Below are 18853 nucleotides of genomic sequence, written 5' to 3' on the forward strand. Positions count from 1 at the left end.
CGTTTAAGGTTCGGATCCGACGGCAACTGACTCTGGGGTTGCCCTGGATAGGGGCGATACGCGGAGTAACCCGGAGCCCTCCGGTGCCGTCCGGCGCATGTGACCGGCCCGTGGACGTCGATGCGGGCCGGACGGGCCCTGCGGTACCCTGACGCCATGCGTGCCGTACGCCTTCTGCTTAGCGAGCCGCGCTGATCAGTCCCGGCGGATCGAGAATCCGGCCGGAATCGGCGCGGCGTCCCCTCCTGTGCGAGGGGTTTTTTCATTTCGCCGCGCCACACGTCGGCAGCGGGCAGAGACGATCGATGGAGCTTCAAGGATCATGAGCGAGATGAATTCGGCCGCTGTCGAGACAGCGGCCCCGCATCGTTACACGGCGGCCATGGCCGCCGACATCGAGGCACGCTGGCAGGACTTCTGGGACACCGAGGGCACCTATGAGGCGCCCAACCCGAGCGGCGACCTGGCGGGTGACCCGGACGTGGTCGCCCGGCCGAAGAAGTTCATCATGGACATGTTCCCCTATCCGTCGGGTGCCGGACTGCACGTCGGCCACCCCCTCGGCTACATCGCCACCGACGTCTTCGCCCGCCACCAGCGCATGACGGGCCACAACGTCCTGCACACCCTGGGCTTCGACGCCTTCGGGCTGCCGGCCGAACAGTACGCCGTGCAGACGGGCACGCACCCGCGCGTCTCGACCGAGGCGAACATCGAGAACATGAAGGCTCAGCTGCGCCGGCTGGGCCTGGGCCACGACAAGCGCCGGTCGTTCGCCACGATCGACCCGGACTACTACAAGTGGACCCAGTGGATCTTCCTGCAGATCTTCAACTCCTGGTACGACCAGGAGGCGCGCAGGGCCCGCCCCATCGCCGAGCTGGTCGCCCAGTTCGAGAGCGGTGAGCGGCCCGTACCCGGCACCACGCGCACGTGGAGCGAACTGACCGCCAACGAGCGCGCCGACGTCCTGGGCGAGTACCGCCTGGCCTACGCCTCGGACGCGCCGGTCAACTGGTGCCCCGGCCTGGGCACCGTGCTGGCCAACGAGGAGGTCACCGCCGACGGCCGCTCCGAGCGCGGCAACTACCCCGTCTTCAAGGCGAAGCTGCGCCAGTGGAACATGCGCATCACCGCCTACGCGGACCGGCTGCTGGACGACCTGGACGCGCTGGACTGGCCCGAGGCCATCAAGCTCCAGCAGCGCAACTGGATCGGCCGCTCCGAGGGCGCCCGCGTCGACTTCGCCGTCGGCGAGGACGCCATCACCGTCTTCACCACCCGCCAGGACACCCTGTTCGGCGCCACCTACATGGTCCTGGCACCCGAGCACGAGCTGGTCGAGAAGATCGTCCCGGCCGCCTGGCCCGAGGGCACGCACGACGTATGGACCGGCGGCCACGCCACCCCGGCCGAGGCCGTCGACGCGTACCGCAAGCAGGCCGCGTCCAAGTCCGACGTCGAGCGCCAGGCCGAGGCCAAGGACAAGACCGGCGTCTTCACCGGTGCCTACGCCGTCAACCCGGTCAGCGGAGACCGCGTTCCCGTCTTCATCGCCGACTACGTCCTGATGGGCTACGGCACCGGCGCCATCATGGCCGTCCCGGCCCACGACAGCCGTGACTTCGCCTTCGCCCGCGCCTTCGAGCTGCCCATGCGCTGCGTCGTCGAGCCGTCGGACGGCCGGGGCACCGACCCCTCGGCCTGGGCCGACGCCTTCGACTCGTACGACGCGAAGATCGTCAACTCGGCGAACGACGAGGTCTCGCTGGACGGACTGGGCGTCGTCGAGGCCAAGGCCAGGATCACCGACTGGCTGGTGGCCCGCGGCATCGGCGAGGGCACCGTCAACTTCCGGCTGCGCGACTGGCTGTTCAGCCGGCAGCGCTACTGGGGCGAGCCCTTCCCGATCGTCTACGACGAGGACGGCGTCGCCCACGCGCTGCCCGAGTCGATGCTGCCGCTGGAGCTGCCCGAGGTCGAGGACTACTCGCCGCGCACCTTCGACCCGGACGACGCCGACACCCAGCCCGAGACCCCGCTGTCGCGCAACGAGGACTGGGTCAACGTCACCCTGGACCTGGGCGACGGCCCCAAGAAGTACCGCCGCGAGACCAACACCATGCCCAACTGGGCCGGTTCCTGCTGGTACGAGCTGCGCTACCTGGACCCGCACAACGACGCCAAGCTGGTCGACCCGGCCATCGAGCAGTACTGGATGGGCCCCCGGGAGGACCGGCCGCACGGCGGTGTCGACCTGTACGTCGGCGGCGCCGAGCACGCCGTGCTGCACCTGCTGTACGCGCGCTTCTGGTCCAAGGTCCTGTACGACCTGGGTCACGTCTCCTCGGCCGAGCCGTTCCACAAGCTGTACAACCAGGGCATGATCCAGGCCTTCGTCTACCGGGACGCGCGCGGCATCGCCGTACCGGCCGCCGAGGTCGAGGAGCGCGACGGTGCCTTCTGGTACCAGGGCGAGAAGGTCAGCCGCGTCCTGGGCAAGATGGGCAAGTCCCTGAAGAACGCCGTGACCCCGGACGAGATCTGCGCCGAGTACGGCGCGGACACCCTGCGCCTGTACGAGATGGCCATGGGGCCGCTGGACGTCTCCCGGCCCTGGGACACGCGCGCGGTGGTGGGCCAGTACCGGCTGCTGCAGCGGCTGTGGCGCAACATCGTCGACGAGTCGACCGGTGAGGTCACCGTCGTCGACACCGAGCCCGACGAGGAGACGCTGCGCGCCCTGCACAAGGCCGTCGACGGCGTGTCCCAGGACATGTCCGCCATGCGGTTCAACACGGCGATCGCCAAGGTCACCGAGCTGAACAACCACCTGACCAAGACCGGCGCCCCGCTGTCGCGGTCGGTCGCCGAGCGGCTGGTGCTGCTGGTGGCGCCGCTGGCCCCGCACATCGCCGAGGAGCTGTGGCGCAGGCTGGGCCACACCGAGTCCGTCGTCCACCAGGACTTCCCGGTCGCCGACCCGGCGTACGTCGTCGACGAGACGGTGACCTGCGTCGTGCAGATCAAGGGCAAGGTCAAGGCGCGCCTGGAGGTCTCCCCGTCCATCACGGACGCGGACCTGGAGACGCTGGCCCTGGCGGACGAGGGCGTCGTCGCGGCGCTGGGCGGCGCGGGCATCCGCAAGGTCATCGTGCGCGCGCCGAAGCTGGTGAACATCGTCCCGGCGTGACCCCGCGCCGCACGGCGGGCCCGGGACGGTGCCAGCCGCACCGTCCCGGGCGGTGAGCCGTACGGCCCGGCGCCTAGGTGTTTTCCCCTACGGGCAGGTTGAGGGTCCGGATGGAACCCTCGGCCTGCCCGTTCCGTTTACCGTGGAGGAACAACGGCCGGCCGTGTCCGGAGCCGTACCTGGCGACTCGAGGGGACTTCATGGCAGAAGCGATCGCGATCCTGGCGCTGCTCTTCGTCGCCTTCGTCGCTCTGGGGGTCTTCGTGACCGTCAAGGCGGTCAAGGCCGCCAAGCGTGGGGTGGACCGCACCATCACCCAGGCGCGGCGGACGGTCGAGGACACCACGCTGCGCGCGAAGACCTACGGAACGGGCGGTGTGACGGCCGAGCTGGCCCAGCTGCGGCTCTCGCTGCGGACCTCGATGCGCGCCACCCAGGACGCTCTGGAGGCGGGGGCGGCCGAGGACGCCTCGCTCCAGGAGTCCTTGCAGCTGTTCCGCAGGCTCAGTGCCCACGGGCACGAGCTGGACGCCGACCTCAAGCGGCTGGAGCGGGACCCGGACCGGGCGGGGGTCGCTGCCCAGCTCGAAGAGCTGCGGGAGCGCACCCAGCGGATCATCCACTCGGCGGAGTCGCTGCGGTGGGCCGCCCGCGACCGGGCGCGGAAGTTCGCGGACGACGACCTCGCGTCGCTGAACGCGCAGATCGACGTGGAGGCCGGCGCGCTGCGGCACTGGACGGTCAGTGAGCAGGAGGGCCTCTCCTGGCAGGCGCAGCCCGCGGGCACGGCACCCGACCCGGCCGCGTCGGCCACGCGGTCCGCACAGGAGCCGGATGCCGGCCGCGGCGCGTCCGGACCGGACGAGCCCCGGGCGATCACGGCGAAGGACCCCCGGCAACAGCCCTTCTACTCCTGGCAGAAGTCGACCCGCCCCGAGACCACGAACTGATCGGATTCGATCAAGGGGCGGGGGCGGGCTGCCGTACGGCGCCCTGGCCGGGGTACCCTCCCGGTCATGTCCCGCCATGTCGCGATCGTCACCGATTCAACGGCCTACCTGCCGCCGCAGACGATGGAGCGGCACGGTATCACCGCGGTGCCGCTGACCGTCGTCATCGGTGACCGGGCCCTTGAGGAGGGCACCGAGATCTCGGCCCGCTCGCTCGCCCTGGCGCTCCAGAAGCGGCGCTCGGTGACCACGTCGCGGCCCAGCCCCGAGGTGTTCGCCCAGGCGTACCGGGCGGCCGCCGCCAGGGGTGCCGGCGCGATCGTCTCGCTGCACCTGTCGGCGGAGTTCTCCGGGACGTACGACGCCGCGCTGCTCGCCGCCAAGGACGCCCCGGTGCCGGTGCGGGTGGTCGACACCGGGATGGTCGCCATGGCGCTGGGCTTCTGCGCCCTGGCCGCCGCCGAGACCGCGGAGGCGGGCGGCACACCGGACGAGGTGGTCGCCGCCGCGGAGAAGCGGGCCGCCAACACCTCCGCGTACTTCTACGTCGACACGCTCGAGTACCTGCGCCGGGGCGGTCGCATCGGCGCCGCCCAGGCCCTGCTGGGCTCCGCGCTCGCGGTGAAGCCCCTGCTGGAGCTGGAGGGCGGGCGGATCGAACCCCGGGAGAAGGTGCGTACGGCGTCGAAGGCGATCGCCCGGCTGGAGGAGATCGCCGCCGACCGGGCGGGTGCGAGCCCGGTGGACATCGCGGTGCACCACCTCGCGGCACCCGACCGGGCCGCCGCCCTCGCCGAGCGGCTGCGCGCCCGCGTCCCGGGCCTGGCCGAGCTGCACGTCAGCGAGGTCGGCGCGGTCATCGGCGCGCACACCGGACCGGGGCTGCTGGGAGTCGTCGTCTCCTCGCGGTGACCGGTCGGCCGACTCACACGATCGAGTGGCCGCGTTGTCCACAACTGCCGGGTTTTCCACGGATTTCGCGGCACGTCGGCGGGGCGGGGCGAACGTCTCTACCGTGCTGAGGCATGGACACGCGAACACACTCCGTGACATCCGCCGCGCTTCGGGTACGGGCCGTGAGCGGACCCGGTCGTGCGCCGGGCTCCGACGGCCGCACACGGGGCGGGGGGCCCGGACGGCACCGGCTGCGCGGAAGGCGCGCGGCCGGGCGGACGAGCGTGGCGGCGCGCCGCCGCGCGGACGCGCTCTTCGAGGCGGTCGGCCGCGCCGTCGCCGAGCGCCCACCGCCGCCGGCCGACGCCGCCGCGCCGGTACGGCCCGCTGGGACGGCCGGGGCGCCGGTGCGGGCAGGGGCCGTCGGCCGGAAGCGCACCGCCGGGAGGGCCGGGGCGCCGGTGCGGCCCGTGACGGACGGTGTCGTGCCCCTGCCGCCGCCGGAGAGGGGCGGGGGCCGGTCGGGGGCAGGGCTCGCCGGCCGGGCGCGCGGGGGAAACGGCGACGGCCGGCCCGTGATGGAGACGGCGGGCGTGCCGGCGGGCGGGTCCACGGGGGGCGCCGGCCCGGTCGCCGCGGGGCCGGCCGGCCGGTGGACGCGGTGGCGGCAGGCGCTGCGGGAGCGGGCACCGCTGTGGGTACAGGCGCGCTGCGGGATGGAGACCCGTACGGTCGTCGCGCTCGCCGTCGTCCTGGTCCTGGCCGTCGTCCTCGCCGGGCGCCACTTCTGGGCGGGCCGGCCGGAACCGGTCCGCGCGCCCGAGCTGGTCACGGAGGCGGCACCGACGGCGGCGGGCCCCGCGAGCCGGCGGGCGCGGGCCGGGGCGCCGCCCGTCGTCGTCGACGTCAGCGGCAAGGTGCGCGAGCCGGGCGTGCTGCGGCTGCCCGCCGGATCCCGGGTGGCCGACGCCCTGCGCGCGGCGGGCGGGGCCCGGCCGGGCACCGACCTCACGGGGCTGAACCGGGCGCGGGTCGTCATGGACGGCGAGCACATCGTGGTGGGCGCGCCGGCCCCACCGGCCGGGCAGGCACCGCCGGGGGCGTCCGCGGCGGCGGGCCCCGGCGGCGGCACCGGACCGGTCAGCCTCAACTCCGCGACCGTGGAACAGCTCGACACGCTGCCGGGCGTCGGCCCCGTCCTGGCCCGGCACATCGTCGACTACCGCACCAGCCACGGGGGTTTCCGCTCGGTCGACGAGCTCCGCGAGGTCAACGGCATCGGCGAGCGCCGGTTCGCGGACCTCCGGCCCCTCGTGCAGCCGTGAACCGCCCGGCGGTCCACGCCGCGTCGGGTACGCCCCTGGGCGCCGCCGATCCGCGGCAGGAGGGCCCGGTCGACGTACGGCTCGTGGGGCCGGCCGTGGCGGCATGGGCCGCGGCGGCATGCGCGCTGGGCGCGCCCGGCGGGTGGACCGCCGCGGGCGTGGCGCTGTGCGTCGCCGTCGCCGTGCCGCTGCTCCTGCTGGGGCGGGTCCGCCGGGGCGCCGCGTCGCCTGGGCGGAAGGCCCACGCCACGGTGTGCGCGGCGGTGCTGCTCTGCGCCGCGGCCGGTGCGGCGTCCGCGGGCCTGCACGGGGCGGACCTCCGGCGCGGACCACTGCCCGGGCTGGCGGAGCGGTACGCGCGGGTGACCGTCGAGGCGACGGTCACGTCCGATCCGCGGCTCACCCGCGTGCGGGTGCACGGCCCGCGTGCGGCCCCCGCCTCCGTCGTGCTGGACGCCGAGGTGACCCGGGTGACGACCGCGGGCGGGGCGGCCACCGAGGTCCGCACGCCCGTCCTGGTCATCGTCCCGGGAGCCGGCCCGGACTGGACACGGCTGCTGCCCTCCACCCGGCTGCGCCTGACGGGCCGGGTGGCACCGCCCCACCGGGCGGGCGAACCGTTCGCCGCCGTCCTGCGGGCGGACGCGGGCCCGCCCAGGATCACCGGACCGCCGACCGCGCTGCAGCGCGCCGCCGGGAACCTGCGCGCCGGGCTGCGGGCCGCGAGCGACGGGCTGCCGCCGGACGCGCGGGCACTGCTGCCGGGACTGGTCGTCGGGGACACCTCCCGCATCCCCTCGGACCTGCACGACGCCTTCCGGGCGACCGACCTGACGCACCTGCTCGCGGTCTCCGGCAGCAACCTCACCATCGTGCTGCTCCTGCTCATCGGTCCGTTCGGCAGCGCGCTCAAGGCGGAACGCGGCGGCCTGGCCCCCCGGTTGGGCATCCCGCTGCGGGCCACCGCCCTGCTCGGCGGGGCACTGACCCTCGCCTTCGTCCTCGTCTGCCGCCCCGACCCGAGCGTGCTGCGCGCCGCCGCCTGCGGCCTCATCACCCTGCTGGCCATCGGCACCGGGCGCCGCCGGTCACTGCTGCCCGCACTCGCCGCCGCCGTGCTGCTGCTGGTGCTGTACGACCCGTGGCTGGCACGGAGCTACGGCTTCCTGCTGTCGGTCCTGGCCACCGGAGCGCTCCTCACCGTCGCCCCGGGCTGGAGCGCCGCGCTGCGCCGTCACCGGGTGCCGCCACGCATCGCGGAGGCGCTGGCCGCCACGGCGGCGGCCCAGGCGGTGTGCGCACCGGTGGTGGCGGTCTTCGCCGCCCGGGTCAGCCTGGTGGCGATCCCCTGCAACCTGGTTGCCGAGGTCGCCGTGGCCCCGGCGACCGTGCTCGGTTTCGCCGCGCTGGCCGCGGCACCGGTCGCGATGCCCGTGGCCGGCCTGCTGGCCGCCTGCGCGGGGTGGCCCGCCGGGTGGATCGCCTCCGTCGCCCGGACGGGGGCCGCACTGCCCGGGGCGGAGGCCCAGTGGCCCGGCGGCTGGCGCGGAGGACTGCTGCTCGCCGCCGTCACCGCGCTGCTGGTGGTGTGGGCCCGCCGGGCGCGGCACCGGGCGTGGCTGGCCGGCGCGTGCACGGTGCTGCTGGTGCTCGCGGTGGTCCGGCCGCCGCCGCTCACCCGGCTGGTCACCGGATGGCCGCCGCCGGGCTGGGTGTTCGCGATGTGCGACGTCGGCCAGGGCGACGCGACGGTGCTCGCCGCGGGCGGTGACGCGGCCGTGGTGGTGGACGCCGGCCCCGATCCGGCGCTCGTGGACCGGTGCCTGCGCTCCCTCGGCGTCGGCCGGGTGCCGCTCGTGGTGCTCACGCACTTCCACGCCGACCATGTCGCGGGCCTTCCCGGTGTTCTGAGGGGCCGGGAGGTCGGGGCGATCCAGACCACCGGCCTCCAGGACCCGCCGGACCAGGCGGCGTTCGTGCGCAGGACCGCCGCCGGGGCGGGAGTACCGGTCGTCCGGGCGGCGGGGGCGGGGGAGCGCCGGCGGGTCGGGCCGCTGGACTGGCGGGTGCTGTGGCCGGGGGCCGCGGTCGCCGGTGCGGAGCCGGAGGGGCCGAACGACGCGAGTGTCGCGCTCCTCGTGCGCGTCGCCGGAGGGACGACCCTGCTGCTCCTCGGCGACCTGGAGCCGCCGGCCCAGCAGGGGCTGCTGCGGGCCCACCCGGACCTGGCGCCGGTCGACGTCCTGAAGGTCGCCCACCACGGTTCGGCCCACCAGGACCCCCGCCTGCTGAGCAGGGTCCGGCCACGGCTGGCCCTGGTGTCGGCCGGGCGGGACAACTCGTACGGCCATCCGTCACCGCGCACGGTCGGAGCCCTGAGGGCCGGGGGAGCGGTGGTGCTGAGCACCGACAGGCACGGCGCGATCGCCGTGACGGGAAGGGGGAGGGAGCTGAGCGCGGCCACCGCGCGGGGGCGGGGGGCCGGGGCGGGCACCCCCGCGGGGCGCGGGAACAATGGCTGCCGTGAGCGATGTGAGACATGTGCTGGTGCTGCCCGACCGGGACGCGGCCGAGGAGGCCGCCGAGGAGCTCGGGGAGCGTTTCGGGATCACGGAGGAACCGCAACTGGTGCGGGACGCCCTGGCCGGCGAGGACGACGCCGAGGACGCCCAGTGGCTGGTGGTGGTCGAGGACCCGGACGGCCGGCTGGCGGCCGCCGAGCTGGACGCGTTCGCGGCCCGGTGGGACGGCTGGCGGGAGGAGCCGTAGGAAGGCCGGGGAGAGGGGGAGTCCGGGCGTGACCGCGTTGTCGGTGGGCCGTGCGATGCTGGTGCGCGATGGCCACCAGAAAGAACCAGACCGATGACGTCCTCGCGCCCGTGACCCTCGCCGTGGGGCAGGAGGACCTGCTCCTCGACCGGGCGGTGCAGCAGGTGGTGGCGGCCGCCCGTGCGGCCGACGCCGACACGGACGTCCGTGACCTCACGCCCGAGCAGCTCCAGCCCGGCACCCTCGCCGAGCTGACGAGCCCGTCGCTCTTCGCCGAGCGCAAGGTGCTCGTCGTGCGGAACGCCCAGGACCTCTCCGCCGAGACGATCAAGGACATCAAGGCGTACCTCGGCTCGCCCGTGGAGGACATCAGCCTCGTCCTGCTCCACGCGGGCGGCGCCAAGGGCAAGGGACTGCTGGACGCGGCGCGGAAGGCGGGGGCGCGGGAGGTCGCGTGCCCGAAAACCACCAAGCCGGCGGAGCGTCTGACGTTCGTGCGCGGCGAGTTCCGGGCGCTCGGGCGGTCGGCCACACCGGAGGCGTGCCAGGCGCTCGTCGACGCGGTCGGCAGTGATCTGCGGGAGCTCGCCTCGGCGGTATCGCAGCTCGCCGCCGACGTGGAGGGCACCATCGACGAGGCGGTCGTCGGGCGGTACTACACGGGCCGCGCCGAGGCATCCAGCTTCAACGTCGCCGACCGGGCGGTGGAGGGCAGGGCGGCGGAGGCGCTGGAGGCGCTGCGCTGGTCGCTGTCGACCGGAGTCGCCCCCGTGCTGATCACGAGCGCGCTGGCGCAGGGCGTCCGGGCGATCGGCAAGCTGTCGTCGGCGCGGGGCGGGCGTCCCGCGGACCTGGCCCGCGAGCTCGGCATGCCGCCGTGGAAGATCGACCGCGTCCGCCAGCAGATGCGCGGCTGGACGCCGGACGGCGTGGCCGTCGCGCTGCGGGCGATCGCCGAGGCCGACGCGGGGGTGAAGGGCGGCGGCGACGACCCCGAGTACGCCCTGGAGAAGGCGGTCGTCACCATCGCCCGCGCGGCCCGCTCCCGCCGCTGACCAGCCCGGGTCCTGATCCCACCCTGTCCCGCCGCTGACCCGCCCGGGTCCCGGCCCCACTCCCGGAGCCCCTGCCCCGGAGCGCCCGGTCCCCGGGGCGTGTCCCGGCGCGCCCGGCGCCCCGCTTGACCGGCTGCCGGCCCACCTTCGGCCCCACCCCCATCCCCGTCCCCCGCGGTGCCCGCGAGGGGCGGCGCGCATACGGCAACCCCTGCCCCGGAGCCCGGCCCCCGAGGCGTACCCCGGCGCGTTCGGCTGCCTCGTTCGGGGTGCCCAGCCGCCCCCGGAGCCGGAGCCGGAGCCGGAGCCGGAGCCGGGCTCGCCGGTGCCGGGCCGGGGCCCGGGCATGGCGAAGGCCCCGGTGGCCGTGTCCTGGGGAAGGACGGGCCTCGGGGCCTTCGGGTGATGCTTGGTGAGCTCGTACCCGCGTGGCGAACGCAGGCCGCGTACGGGCTCGGGGGTGCCGGTCAGGAGCGGATGAGAGGGCCCGCTGGGTCCGTCCCGGCGATCAAATCAAGAGCACTCAGCCCTGGAGGGAGGCAACCTTGGTGGCCAGCGCCGACTTCTTGTTGGCGGCGGCGTTCTTGTGGATGACACCCTTCGAGACGGCCTTGTCGAGCGCACGGGAGGCGGCGCGAGCGGCAACGGTGGCCTTCTCGACGTCACCCGCGGCGGCAGCCTCACGGGCCTTGCGGATCGCGGTCTTGAGCGACGACTTGACGGCCTTGTTGCGCAGGCGCGCCTTCTCGTTGGTCTTGTTCCGCTTGATCTGGGACTTGATGTTCGCCACGAAAGAGCCTTTTCAGGTTCGTAAGGATTTCTGATGCGTGCCTCTCCCCCGTAGCCCTTCGGGCGCCGGAGGTGCCCCCACGGAGAGGGTCACGAGACACAGCTGCCCAGGCTACCAGCCGCCTTCCGAGCGGCCCAAACCGAGCGCCGGTCCCCGTCCGTGGGACCATGGAACCTACGTATCGATCCGACGTCGACCCGAGCAGAGACGCCCGGCGTCTCGAGAATCAGGACCCTGCGTGCCCGCGACCCCTACCCACGTGCCCGAGCCGAGCCGTACCGACCCGGCGCTGATCCGCAACTTCTGCATCATCGCGCACATCGACCACGGCAAGTCGACCCTTGCCGACCGGATGCTCCAGCTGACCGGTGTGGTCGAGCAGCGGCAGATGCGCGCTCAGTACCTCGACCGCATGGACATCGAGCGCGAGCGCGGCATCACGATCAAGTCCCAGGCGGTGCGTCTGCCGTGGGCCCCCACCCAGGGGCCCGGCCAGGGCAGCACTCACATCCTCAACATGATCGACACCCCCGGTCACGTCGACTTCACCTATGAGGTGTCGCGGTCCCTGGCCGCCTGCGAGGGCACCATCCTCCTCGTCGACGCCGCCCAGGGCATCGAGGCGCAGACCCTCGCCAACCTCTACCTGGCGATGGAGAACGACCTCACCATCGTCCCCGTCCTGAACAAGATCGACCTCCCGGCCGCCCAGCCGGAGAAGTTCGCCGAGGAGCTGGCGAACCTGGTCGGCTGCGACCCCGACGACGTGCTGCGGGTGTCCGCCAAGACCGGCATCGGCGTCGAGGCGCTGCTCGACCGCGTGGTCAGGGACGTCCCGGCGCCGGTCGGCGTCGCCGACGCGCCCGCCCGCGCGATGATCTTCGACTCGGTCTACGACTCGTACCGCGGTGTCGTCACCTACGTCCGTGTCATCGACGGGCAGCTCAACAAGCGCGAGCGCATCCGCATGATGTCCACCGGCGCGACCCACGAGCTGCTGGAGATCGGTACGAACTCGCCCGAGATGCTCCCCGCGGACGGGCTCGGCGTCGGCGAGGTCGGCTACCTGATCACGGGTGTGAAGGACGTCCGGCAGTCCAAGGTCGGTGACACCATCACCACCCTGCACAAGGGCGCCACCGAGGCCCTGGGCGGCTACAAGGACCCCAAGCCCATGGTGTTCTCCGGCCTCTACCCGCTGGACGGCTCCGACTACCCGGAGCTGCGCGACGCGCTCGACAAGCTCCAGCTCAACGACGCCGCGCTCGTCTACGAGCCGGAGACCTCCGCCGCGCTCGGCTTCGGCTTCCGCGTCGGCTTCCTCGGCCTCCTGCACCTGGACGTGATCCGGGAGCGGCTGGAGCGCGAGTTCGGGCTGGACCTGATCGCCACCGCCCCCAACGTGGTCTACCGCGTCCTGATGGAGGACGGCAGCGAGCACACGGTCACCAACCCGAGCGAGTTCCCCGAGGGCAAGATCAGCGAGGTGTACGAGCCGGTCGTACGCGCCACGATCCTCGCCCCCAGCGAGTTCATCGGCTCGATCATGGAGCTGTGCCAGACCCGCCGCGGCACCCTCCTCGGCATGGACTACCTCTCCGAGGACCGGGTGGAGATCCGCTACACCCTCCCCCTCGCCGAGATCGTCTTCGACTTCTTCGACCAGCTGAAGTCCAAGACCCGCGGCTACGCCTCCCTCGACTACGAGCCCACCGGCGAGCAGACCTCCAGCCTCGTCAAGGTCGACATCCTGCTCCACGGCGACAAGGTCGACGCCTTCTCCGCCATCACGCACAAGGACGCGGCGTACGCGTACGGCGTGCGGCTCGTCGCCAAGCTGCGCGAGCTCATCCCGCGGCAGGCCTTCGAGGTGCCGATCCAGGCGGCCATCGGTTCGCGGGTCATCGCCCGCGAGACCATCCGCGCCATCCGCAAGGACGTCCTCGCCAAGTGCTACGGCGGTGACATCTCCCGGAAGCGGAAGCTGCTGGAGAAGCAGAAGGAGGGCAAGAAGCGGATGAAGATGGTCGGTTCCGTGGAGGTTCCGCAAGAGGCCTTCATCGCGGTGCTGTCCAGCGACGACTCCGGCGGCGGGAAGCCCAAGAAGTGAGCATCCGGACATAACCCGGAATCACAGGCTCCGCGCCCTGGAGGCACGGCCCCGCACAGCGCCCGTTCGGTTCACGGACGGGCGCTTTTGCGTGCTTGCGGGGCGCAGGGAGGCGTCCCAGTCGTTATGAAGCGGGTATGAACCACGGGGCCGCAGCCCCTTACGCGGCGGAGCACCGCGCTCTAACCTGATCCCGCCCGAGGGTTACTCGCCAGTTAAACAATCATCCCGTCGTGCAGCCCTGCCGCAAGCCGCCCGGAGGACGTCGTGAGCGACACACAGACCCTGATCGAGACCCGACCGCCTTCCGTGGCCAACCTCTTCCTGGAGCGGGTGGCGAAGACCCCCGACGCGGAGGCCTACCGCTACCCGGTCGCCGCGAGCACCGGGCAGGGCCCCGACGACTGGAAGTCCCTCAGCTGGGGGCAGGCCGCCGAACGCGTCTTCGCCATCGCCGCCGGCCTGATCGACCTCGGCGTACGCGCCGAGGAGCGGGTCGCCCTCGCGTCCGCCACCTGCGTCGAGTGGATCCTCGCCGACCTCGGCGTGATGTGCGCCGGCGCCGCCACCACCACCGTCTACCCCCAGACGAACGCCGAGGAGTCCGCGTACATCCTCGCCGACTCCGACAGCCGCGTCCTGATCGCCGAGGACGCCTCCCAGCTCGCCAAGGCCCGCGAGCGCCGCGCCGACCTGCCGCACCTCGCGCACGTCGTGGTCGTCGACCCGGCCGGCGTCGAGGCGGACGCCGGTGACCCCGAGGGCTGGGTCCTCACCCTCGCCGAGCTGGAGGAGCGCGGCCGCGCGTACCTGGAGAAGAACCCCGACGCCGTCAAGGACCGGGTCTCCGCCATCACCTCCGACCAGCTCGCCACCCTCATCTACACCTCCGGCACCACCGGCCGCCCCAAGGGCGTACGGCTGCCGCACGACAACTGGTCCTACATGGCGAAGGCCATCGCCGCGACCGGCCTGGTCACGGCGGACGACGTGCAGTACCTCTGGCTGCCCCTCGCGCACGTCTTCGGCAAGGTGCTGACCTCCGGGCAGATCGAGGTCGGGCACGTCACGGCGGTGGACGGCCGCGTCGACAAGATCATCGAGAACCTGCCGGTCGTCCAGCCGACGTACATGGCCGCCGTTCCGCGCATCTTCGAGAAGGTGTACAACGGGGTCGCCGCCAAGGCGCGTGCCGGGGGCGGTGCCAAGTACAAGATCTTCAAGTGGGCCGCCGAGGTCGCCCGCGAGTACGCCAGGACCAGCCAGGACAACTTCCGCCGCACCGGCAACGCGACCGTCCCCTTCGGCCTGAACGCCAAGCACAAGGTCGCCGACGCCCTCGTCTACTCCAAGCTCCGGGACGCCTTCGGCGGCCGGCTGCGCGCCGCCGTCTCCGGGTCGGCCGCCCTCGCGCCCGACATCGGCTACTTCTTCTCCGGCGCCGGCATCCACATCCTGGAGGGCTACGGCCTCACCGAGTCGAGTGCCGCGTCCTTCGTCAACCCGGGCGAGGCCTACCGCACCGGCACCGTCGGCAAGCCGCTGCCCGGCACCGAGGTGCGGATCGCCGACGACGGCGAGATCCTGCTGCGCGGCCCCGGCATCATGGAGGGCTACCACGGGCTCCCGGAGAAGACCGCCGAGGTGCTGGAGTCGGACGGCTGGTTCCACACCGGCGACATCGGCGAGCTGTCGGTCGACGGCTACCTGCGCATCACCGACCGCAAGAAGGACCTGATCAAGACGTCCGGCGGCAAGTACATCGCGCCCGCCGAGGTCGAGGGCCGGTTCAAGGCCGTCTGCCCGTTCGTCTCCAACATCCTCGTGCACGGCGCCGACCGCAACTACTGCACCGCGCTCATCGCCCTCGACGAGCCCGCCATCATGGCCTGGGCCGAGGAGCACGGCCTGTCCGGCAAGTCCTACGCGGAGGTCGTCGCCACCCCCGAGGCCGAGCAGCTCGTCCAGGGCTACGTGGACCGGCTCAACGAGGGTCTCCAGCGCTGGCAGACCATCAAGCGCTTCCGGCTCCTGCCGCGCGACCTCGACATCGAGCACGGCGAACTGACGCCCAGCCTCAAGCTGAAGCGCCCGGTCGTGGAGCGGGAGTACAAGCACCTGATCGACGAGATGTACGCGGGGACCAGGGAGGACTGACCCCCGAAGACGCCGGACGGGGCCGCGCCGGGAACGGGCGGCCCCGTCCGCACGGGCGAGTTCGATGACTCGGCGCTTATGAGCGTGCTCGATCTGTCACCCTGTCGGTGTCCGACCACGAGCCGACCCAGGAGCCGACGAGGAGCCGCACGTGGCGTCTCTCCCGACACAGCGCGCGATCACAGGCGAGGTGCCGCCGCAGCCGCACCACCCGCCGCCCGGCCAGTCCGGCACGCGCACCAGCCTGCCGGGCAACCCGCTCGCCCCGTCCGCCGCCCGCCGCTTCGTGCGCGCCGCGCTCGCCGACTGGACCGGTCTGGCGCTGCCCGCCGCCGCGGCGATCAGCGACCGGGTCGCCCACGACGCCGTCCTCGTCGCCGGCGAACTGGTCACCAACGCGGTCGTCCACGCGGGCACCACCGTGGAGCTGCTCCTGCGCCTGGAGGACCCCGCCGACGGCCGGCCCGCCGCCCTCGTCATCGAGGTCTCCGACCACCACCCCACCCGCACCGTCCGCCACGAGCACGTCGGCCCGGAGGACGCGGACGGCCTCGACGAGTACGGCCGGGGGCTCCAGCTCGTCGCCGCCCTCGCCGAGTGCTGGGGCATCACCTACCGCCCCGGCCTCAAGACGGTCTGGGCCCGGCTCCCGCTCGACGGCTGGGACACCTGCCCGGTGCCGGGCACCGAGCCGGCCCTCCGGCGCGGGCTGCGCGCCGCCGAGATCCTCGCCCCGGCCCGGCACCGGGTCGTGCGCGACGACCACGAGTGGGCGGGCCGCGGAGCGCTGTCGTTCCTCGCCGAGGCGTCCGACCTGCTCGCCGGCCAGCTCGACGAGGACTTCGTCGCCGCGCTCGCCGGCCAGCTCCTGGTGCCCCGCCTCGCCGACTGGTGCGCCTTCTGGCTGGAGGGCGACGGCACCGAGGGCGGCGGGCCCCGGCTCGCCCGCGTGTGGCACGCCGACGAATCGGCGCTGGAGACCCTGCGCACGGCGCTGGAGAAGGAACCACCGAGGATGCCGGAGCCGCCCTCCACCGGACCGGTTCCGATCCCCTGGCCCGTGCCGGAGGGGCGCGGCGGGACCGTCGGCTCCGCCCCGGACGGCGGCGCCGGTGGTACGGACGGTGGCGCCGGCGCCGGTACGTGCCCGGACGGCGAGGCTCCCGCGGCGGACGGCAGCCCCGGGGGAGCCGCCGGGACGGCGCTGGCGTACCGGCTGGTCGTGGCCGGGCACGGGCTCGGCACGCTGATGCTCGGGCGGCGCGGGCGCGCCCGGTTCCCCGACACGGTGACCACCCTGGTCGAGGACTTCGCACGCCGCGTCGCCCTCGCCGTGGGCGCCGCCCGCCGCTACACCCGGCAGGTCACCATCAGCCGGATCCTCCAGCGCGGGCTGCTGCCCAGCCAGGTGGCGCAGATCCCGGGCGTCGAGAGCCGCGTGGTGTACGAGCCCAGCGACGACGGCCTCGCGGGCGGCGACTTCTACGACGTGTTCCAGGCCGGCCCCGGCGCCCGGCGCTGGTGCTTCATGCTCGGCGACGTCCAGGGCAGCGGCCCCGAGGCCGCCGTCGTCACCGGGCTGGCCCGCCCCTGGCTGCGGCTGCTCGCCCGCGAGGACCACAAGGTGGGCCAGGTCCTCGACCGGCTGAACCGGCTGCTCCTGGACGACGCCACCGAGGCCGCCGAGGCCGCCGCCTCCATGGTCGCCGCGGCCGGCGACCTCCCCGGCGGGCTCCAGCCCCCGGCCCAGCCCCAGTCGCGGTTCCTGTCGCTGCTGTACGGCGAGCTGGTGCCGCTCGCCCCCGAGGAGGGCGGCGGGGCCCGCTGCACCCTCGCCTCCGCCGGCCACCCGCTGCCCCTGCTGCTGCGCCCGGACGGTTCGGTCACGCCCGCCGCGGCACCCCAGGTGCTGCTCGGCGTCGTCGACGACGTCGGCTACGAGAGCCACACCTTCCACCTCGCGCCCGGCGACACCCTCCTGTGCGTCACGGACGGCGTCACCGAGCGCCGCTCCCGCACCGGCCGGATGTTCGACGACGGGGACGGCCTGGCCGAGGCCCTCGCCGCCTGCGCCGGGCTGCCGGCACGGGATGTCGCCGAAAGGATCAAGCGGGCGGTCCACGCCTTCGGCGAGACCCCCGTGTGCGACGACCTCGCGCTGCTGGTGCTCCAGGCCAGACAGGTGCGGCCGTGACGGACAATGGGCGGTATGCCTTCCGTACTGCCCGATGGTGAGCCCATGCCCGAGGACGGCGCGCTGCCCGCGCCAGCCCTGCTCGGGGCCGGTGAGCGGCCGCTCGGGTTCTATCTGCACGTGCCGTACTGCGCGACCCGCTGCGGCTACTGCGACTTCAACACCTACACCGCCACCGAGCTGCGTGGTTCCGGTGGCGTCCTGGCCTCCCGCGACAACTACGCCGCGACGCTGACCGACGAGGTGCGCCTCGCGCGGAAGGTGCTGGGCGACGACCCGCGCCCGGTGCGGACCGTGTTCGTCGGCGGCGGCACGCCCACGCTGCTCGCCGCCGCCGACCTGGTGTCGATGCTCGGCGCCGTCCGCGACGAGTTCGGCCTCGCCGACGACGCCGAGATCACCACCGAGGCCAACCCGGAGTCCGTGGACCCGGCGTACCTGGCGGAGCTGCGCGAGGGCGGATTCAACCGGATCTCCTTCGGGATGCAGAGCGCCCGGCAGCACGTCCTGAAGGTGCTCGACCGCACCCACACGCCCGGACGGCCCGAGGCCTGCGTCGCGGAGGCCCGCGCGGCCGGGTTCGAGCACGTCAACCTCGACCTGATCTACGGCACGCCGGGCGAGAGCGACGCCGACTGGCGCGCGTCGCTCGACGCGGCCATCGGCGCGGGGCCGGACCACATCAGCGCGTACGCCCTGATCGTGGAGGAGGGCACCCAGCTGGCGCGGCGCATCCGGCGGGGCGAGGTGCCGATGACGGACGACGACGTCCACGCGGACCGGTACCTCATCGCGGAGGACGTGCTCTCCGGGGCCGGCTTCTCCTGGTACGAGGTGTCCAACTGGGCCACCTCCCAGGCGGGGCGGTGCCTGCACAACGAGCTGTACTGGCGCGGCGCCGACTGGTGGGGCGCCGGGCCCGGCGCGCACAGCCACGTCGGGGGCGTGCGCTGGTGGAACGTGAAGCACCCCGGCGCGTACGCCGCCGCGCTGGCGGAGGGGCGGTCGCCGGGTGCGGGGCGTGAGGTGCTGTCGGAGGAGGACCGGCGGGTGGAGCGGGTCCTGCTGGAGCTGCGGCTGCGGGAGGGCTGCGAGCTGTCGCTGCTGAAGCCCGCGGGGCTGGCCGCCGCCGAGAAGGCGGTGGGTGACGGGCTCCTGGACCCCGGTCCCTACGCCGGCGGGCGGGCCGTGCTGACGCTGCGGGGCCGGCTGCTGGCCGACGCGGTGGTGCGGGACCTGGTGGACTGACCGGGCCCGCCTCCCGGGCACCCAGGCCCCGCCGCCGAGTCCCTCCAGCCCCGCCCCCGGGCAGCAACCCCTAGGGAGTGTCCGCAAAGTATCGGCGTCCGCCCGGAGGGCGGGGGTCGCGGGTGTCCGGTGCGTGCGATCGCAAGGCGGAGGAGGGAGCCATGGCGG

Annotated in this window: 11 protein-coding genes and 1 pseudogene; 11 read left to right on the plus strand and 1 reads right to left on the minus strand. The window is 73.8% G+C overall.

The window, feature by feature from the left end:
• Positions 1-322: 322 nt before the first annotated feature.
• From leuS to holA, 7 genes and pseudogenes are all read left to right on the plus strand, one after another.
• On the plus strand, positions 323-3193 hold the full coding sequence (leuS, locus tag A4V12_RS13635; protein WP_064069559.1) for a leucine--tRNA ligase: 2871 nt from the start codon (positions 323-325) through the stop codon (positions 3191-3193).
• A gap of 200 nt (positions 3194-3393) precedes the next feature.
• The gene (locus tag A4V12_RS13640; protein WP_064069560.1) at positions 3394-4143 is read left to right on the plus strand and encodes a hypothetical protein; all 750 of its coding nucleotides are present in this window, start codon (positions 3394-3396) and stop codon (positions 4141-4143) included.
• A 66-nt stretch (positions 4144-4209) separates the two neighbouring features.
• Positions 4210-5055 carry a DegV family protein gene (locus A4V12_RS13645; RefSeq protein ID WP_064069561.1) on the plus strand — a complete coding sequence of 282 codons (846 nt, stop codon included), beginning with the start codon at positions 4210-4212 and terminating at the stop codon, positions 5053-5055.
• Between the two features lie 266 nt (positions 5056-5321).
• Entirely contained in the window at positions 5322-6362 is a 1041-nt protein-coding gene (locus tag A4V12_RS34825) for a helix-hairpin-helix domain-containing protein (RefSeq protein ID WP_234372171.1), read from the plus strand.
• Positions 6359-8833: pseudogene (locus tag A4V12_RS13655) on the plus strand (ComEC/Rec2 family competence protein); the annotation flags it as partial. The gene A4V12_RS34825 and the pseudogene A4V12_RS13655, both read left to right, overlap by 4 nt.
• Positions 8834-8885: 52 nt before the next feature.
• On the plus strand, positions 8886-9131 hold the full coding sequence (locus A4V12_RS39750) for a hypothetical protein (protein ID WP_107415405.1): 246 nt from the start codon (positions 8886-8888) through the stop codon (positions 9129-9131).
• 68 nt (positions 9132-9199) lie between these two features.
• A complete protein-coding gene (gene holA / locus A4V12_RS13660) occupies positions 9200-10186 on the plus strand; it encodes a DNA polymerase III subunit delta (RefSeq protein WP_064069562.1) in 987 nt (328 codons plus the stop codon).
• A 523-nt stretch (positions 10187-10709) separates the two neighbouring features.
• On the opposite strand, the gene rpsT is transcribed toward holA, so the two are convergent.
• Positions 10710-10976: a 30S ribosomal protein S20 gene (gene rpsT, locus A4V12_RS13665; protein ID WP_064069563.1), complete on the minus strand. Its 267-nt coding sequence runs from the start codon at positions 10974-10976 to the stop codon at positions 10710-10712.
• A gap of 238 nt (positions 10977-11214) precedes the next feature.
• On the opposite strand from rpsT, the gene lepA reads away from it, so the two are divergent.
• The 4 genes from lepA (at position 11215) to hemW (ending at position 18685) form a co-directional block, all read left to right on the plus strand.
• Positions 11215-13086 carry a translation elongation factor 4 gene (gene lepA, locus A4V12_RS13670; protein WP_064069564.1) on the plus strand — a complete coding sequence of 624 codons (1872 nt, stop codon included), beginning with the start codon at positions 11215-11217 and terminating at the stop codon, positions 13084-13086.
• Positions 13087-13353: 267 nt separating this feature from the next.
• Positions 13354-15243, plus strand: coding sequence for an AMP-dependent synthetase/ligase (locus tag A4V12_RS13675; protein WP_064069565.1), 1890 nt, complete (start codon positions 13354-13356; stop codon positions 15241-15243).
• A 151-nt stretch (positions 15244-15394) separates the two neighbouring features.
• On the plus strand, positions 15395-17437 hold the full coding sequence (locus A4V12_RS13680; RefSeq protein WP_064069566.1) for an ATP-binding SpoIIE family protein phosphatase: 2043 nt from the start codon (positions 15395-15397) through the stop codon (positions 17435-17437).
• 15 nt (positions 17438-17452) lie between these two features.
• On the plus strand, positions 17453-18685 hold the full coding sequence (gene hemW, locus A4V12_RS13685) for a radical SAM family heme chaperone HemW (RefSeq protein WP_064069567.1): 1233 nt from the start codon (positions 17453-17455) through the stop codon (positions 18683-18685).
• Positions 18686-18853: the final 168 nt, after the last annotated feature.

This window comes from Streptomyces noursei (genome assembly GCF_001646665.1).
GTDB lineage: Bacteria > Actinomycetota > Actinomycetes > Streptomycetales > Streptomycetaceae > Streptomyces > Streptomyces lavendulocolor.

Bases quoted from the DNA above. Each gene is read 5' to 3' on its own strand.
- hemW (WP_064069567.1), top strand. From the start codon at position 17,453: ATGCCTTCCGTACTGCCCGATGGTGAGCCCATGCCCGAGGACGGCGCG.
- leuS (WP_064069559.1), top strand. From the start codon at position 323: ATGAGCGAGATGAATTCGGCCGCTGTCGAGACAGCGGCCCCGCATCGT.
- holA (WP_064069562.1), top strand. From the start codon at position 9,200: ATGGCCACCAGAAAGAACCAGACCGATGACGTCCTCGCGCCCGTGACC.
- A4V12_RS13645 (WP_064069561.1), top strand. From the start codon at position 4,210: ATGTCCCGCCATGTCGCGATCGTCACCGATTCAACGGCCTACCTGCCG.
- A4V12_RS13640 (WP_064069560.1), top strand. From the start codon at position 3,394: ATGGCAGAAGCGATCGCGATCCTGGCGCTGCTCTTCGTCGCCTTCGTC.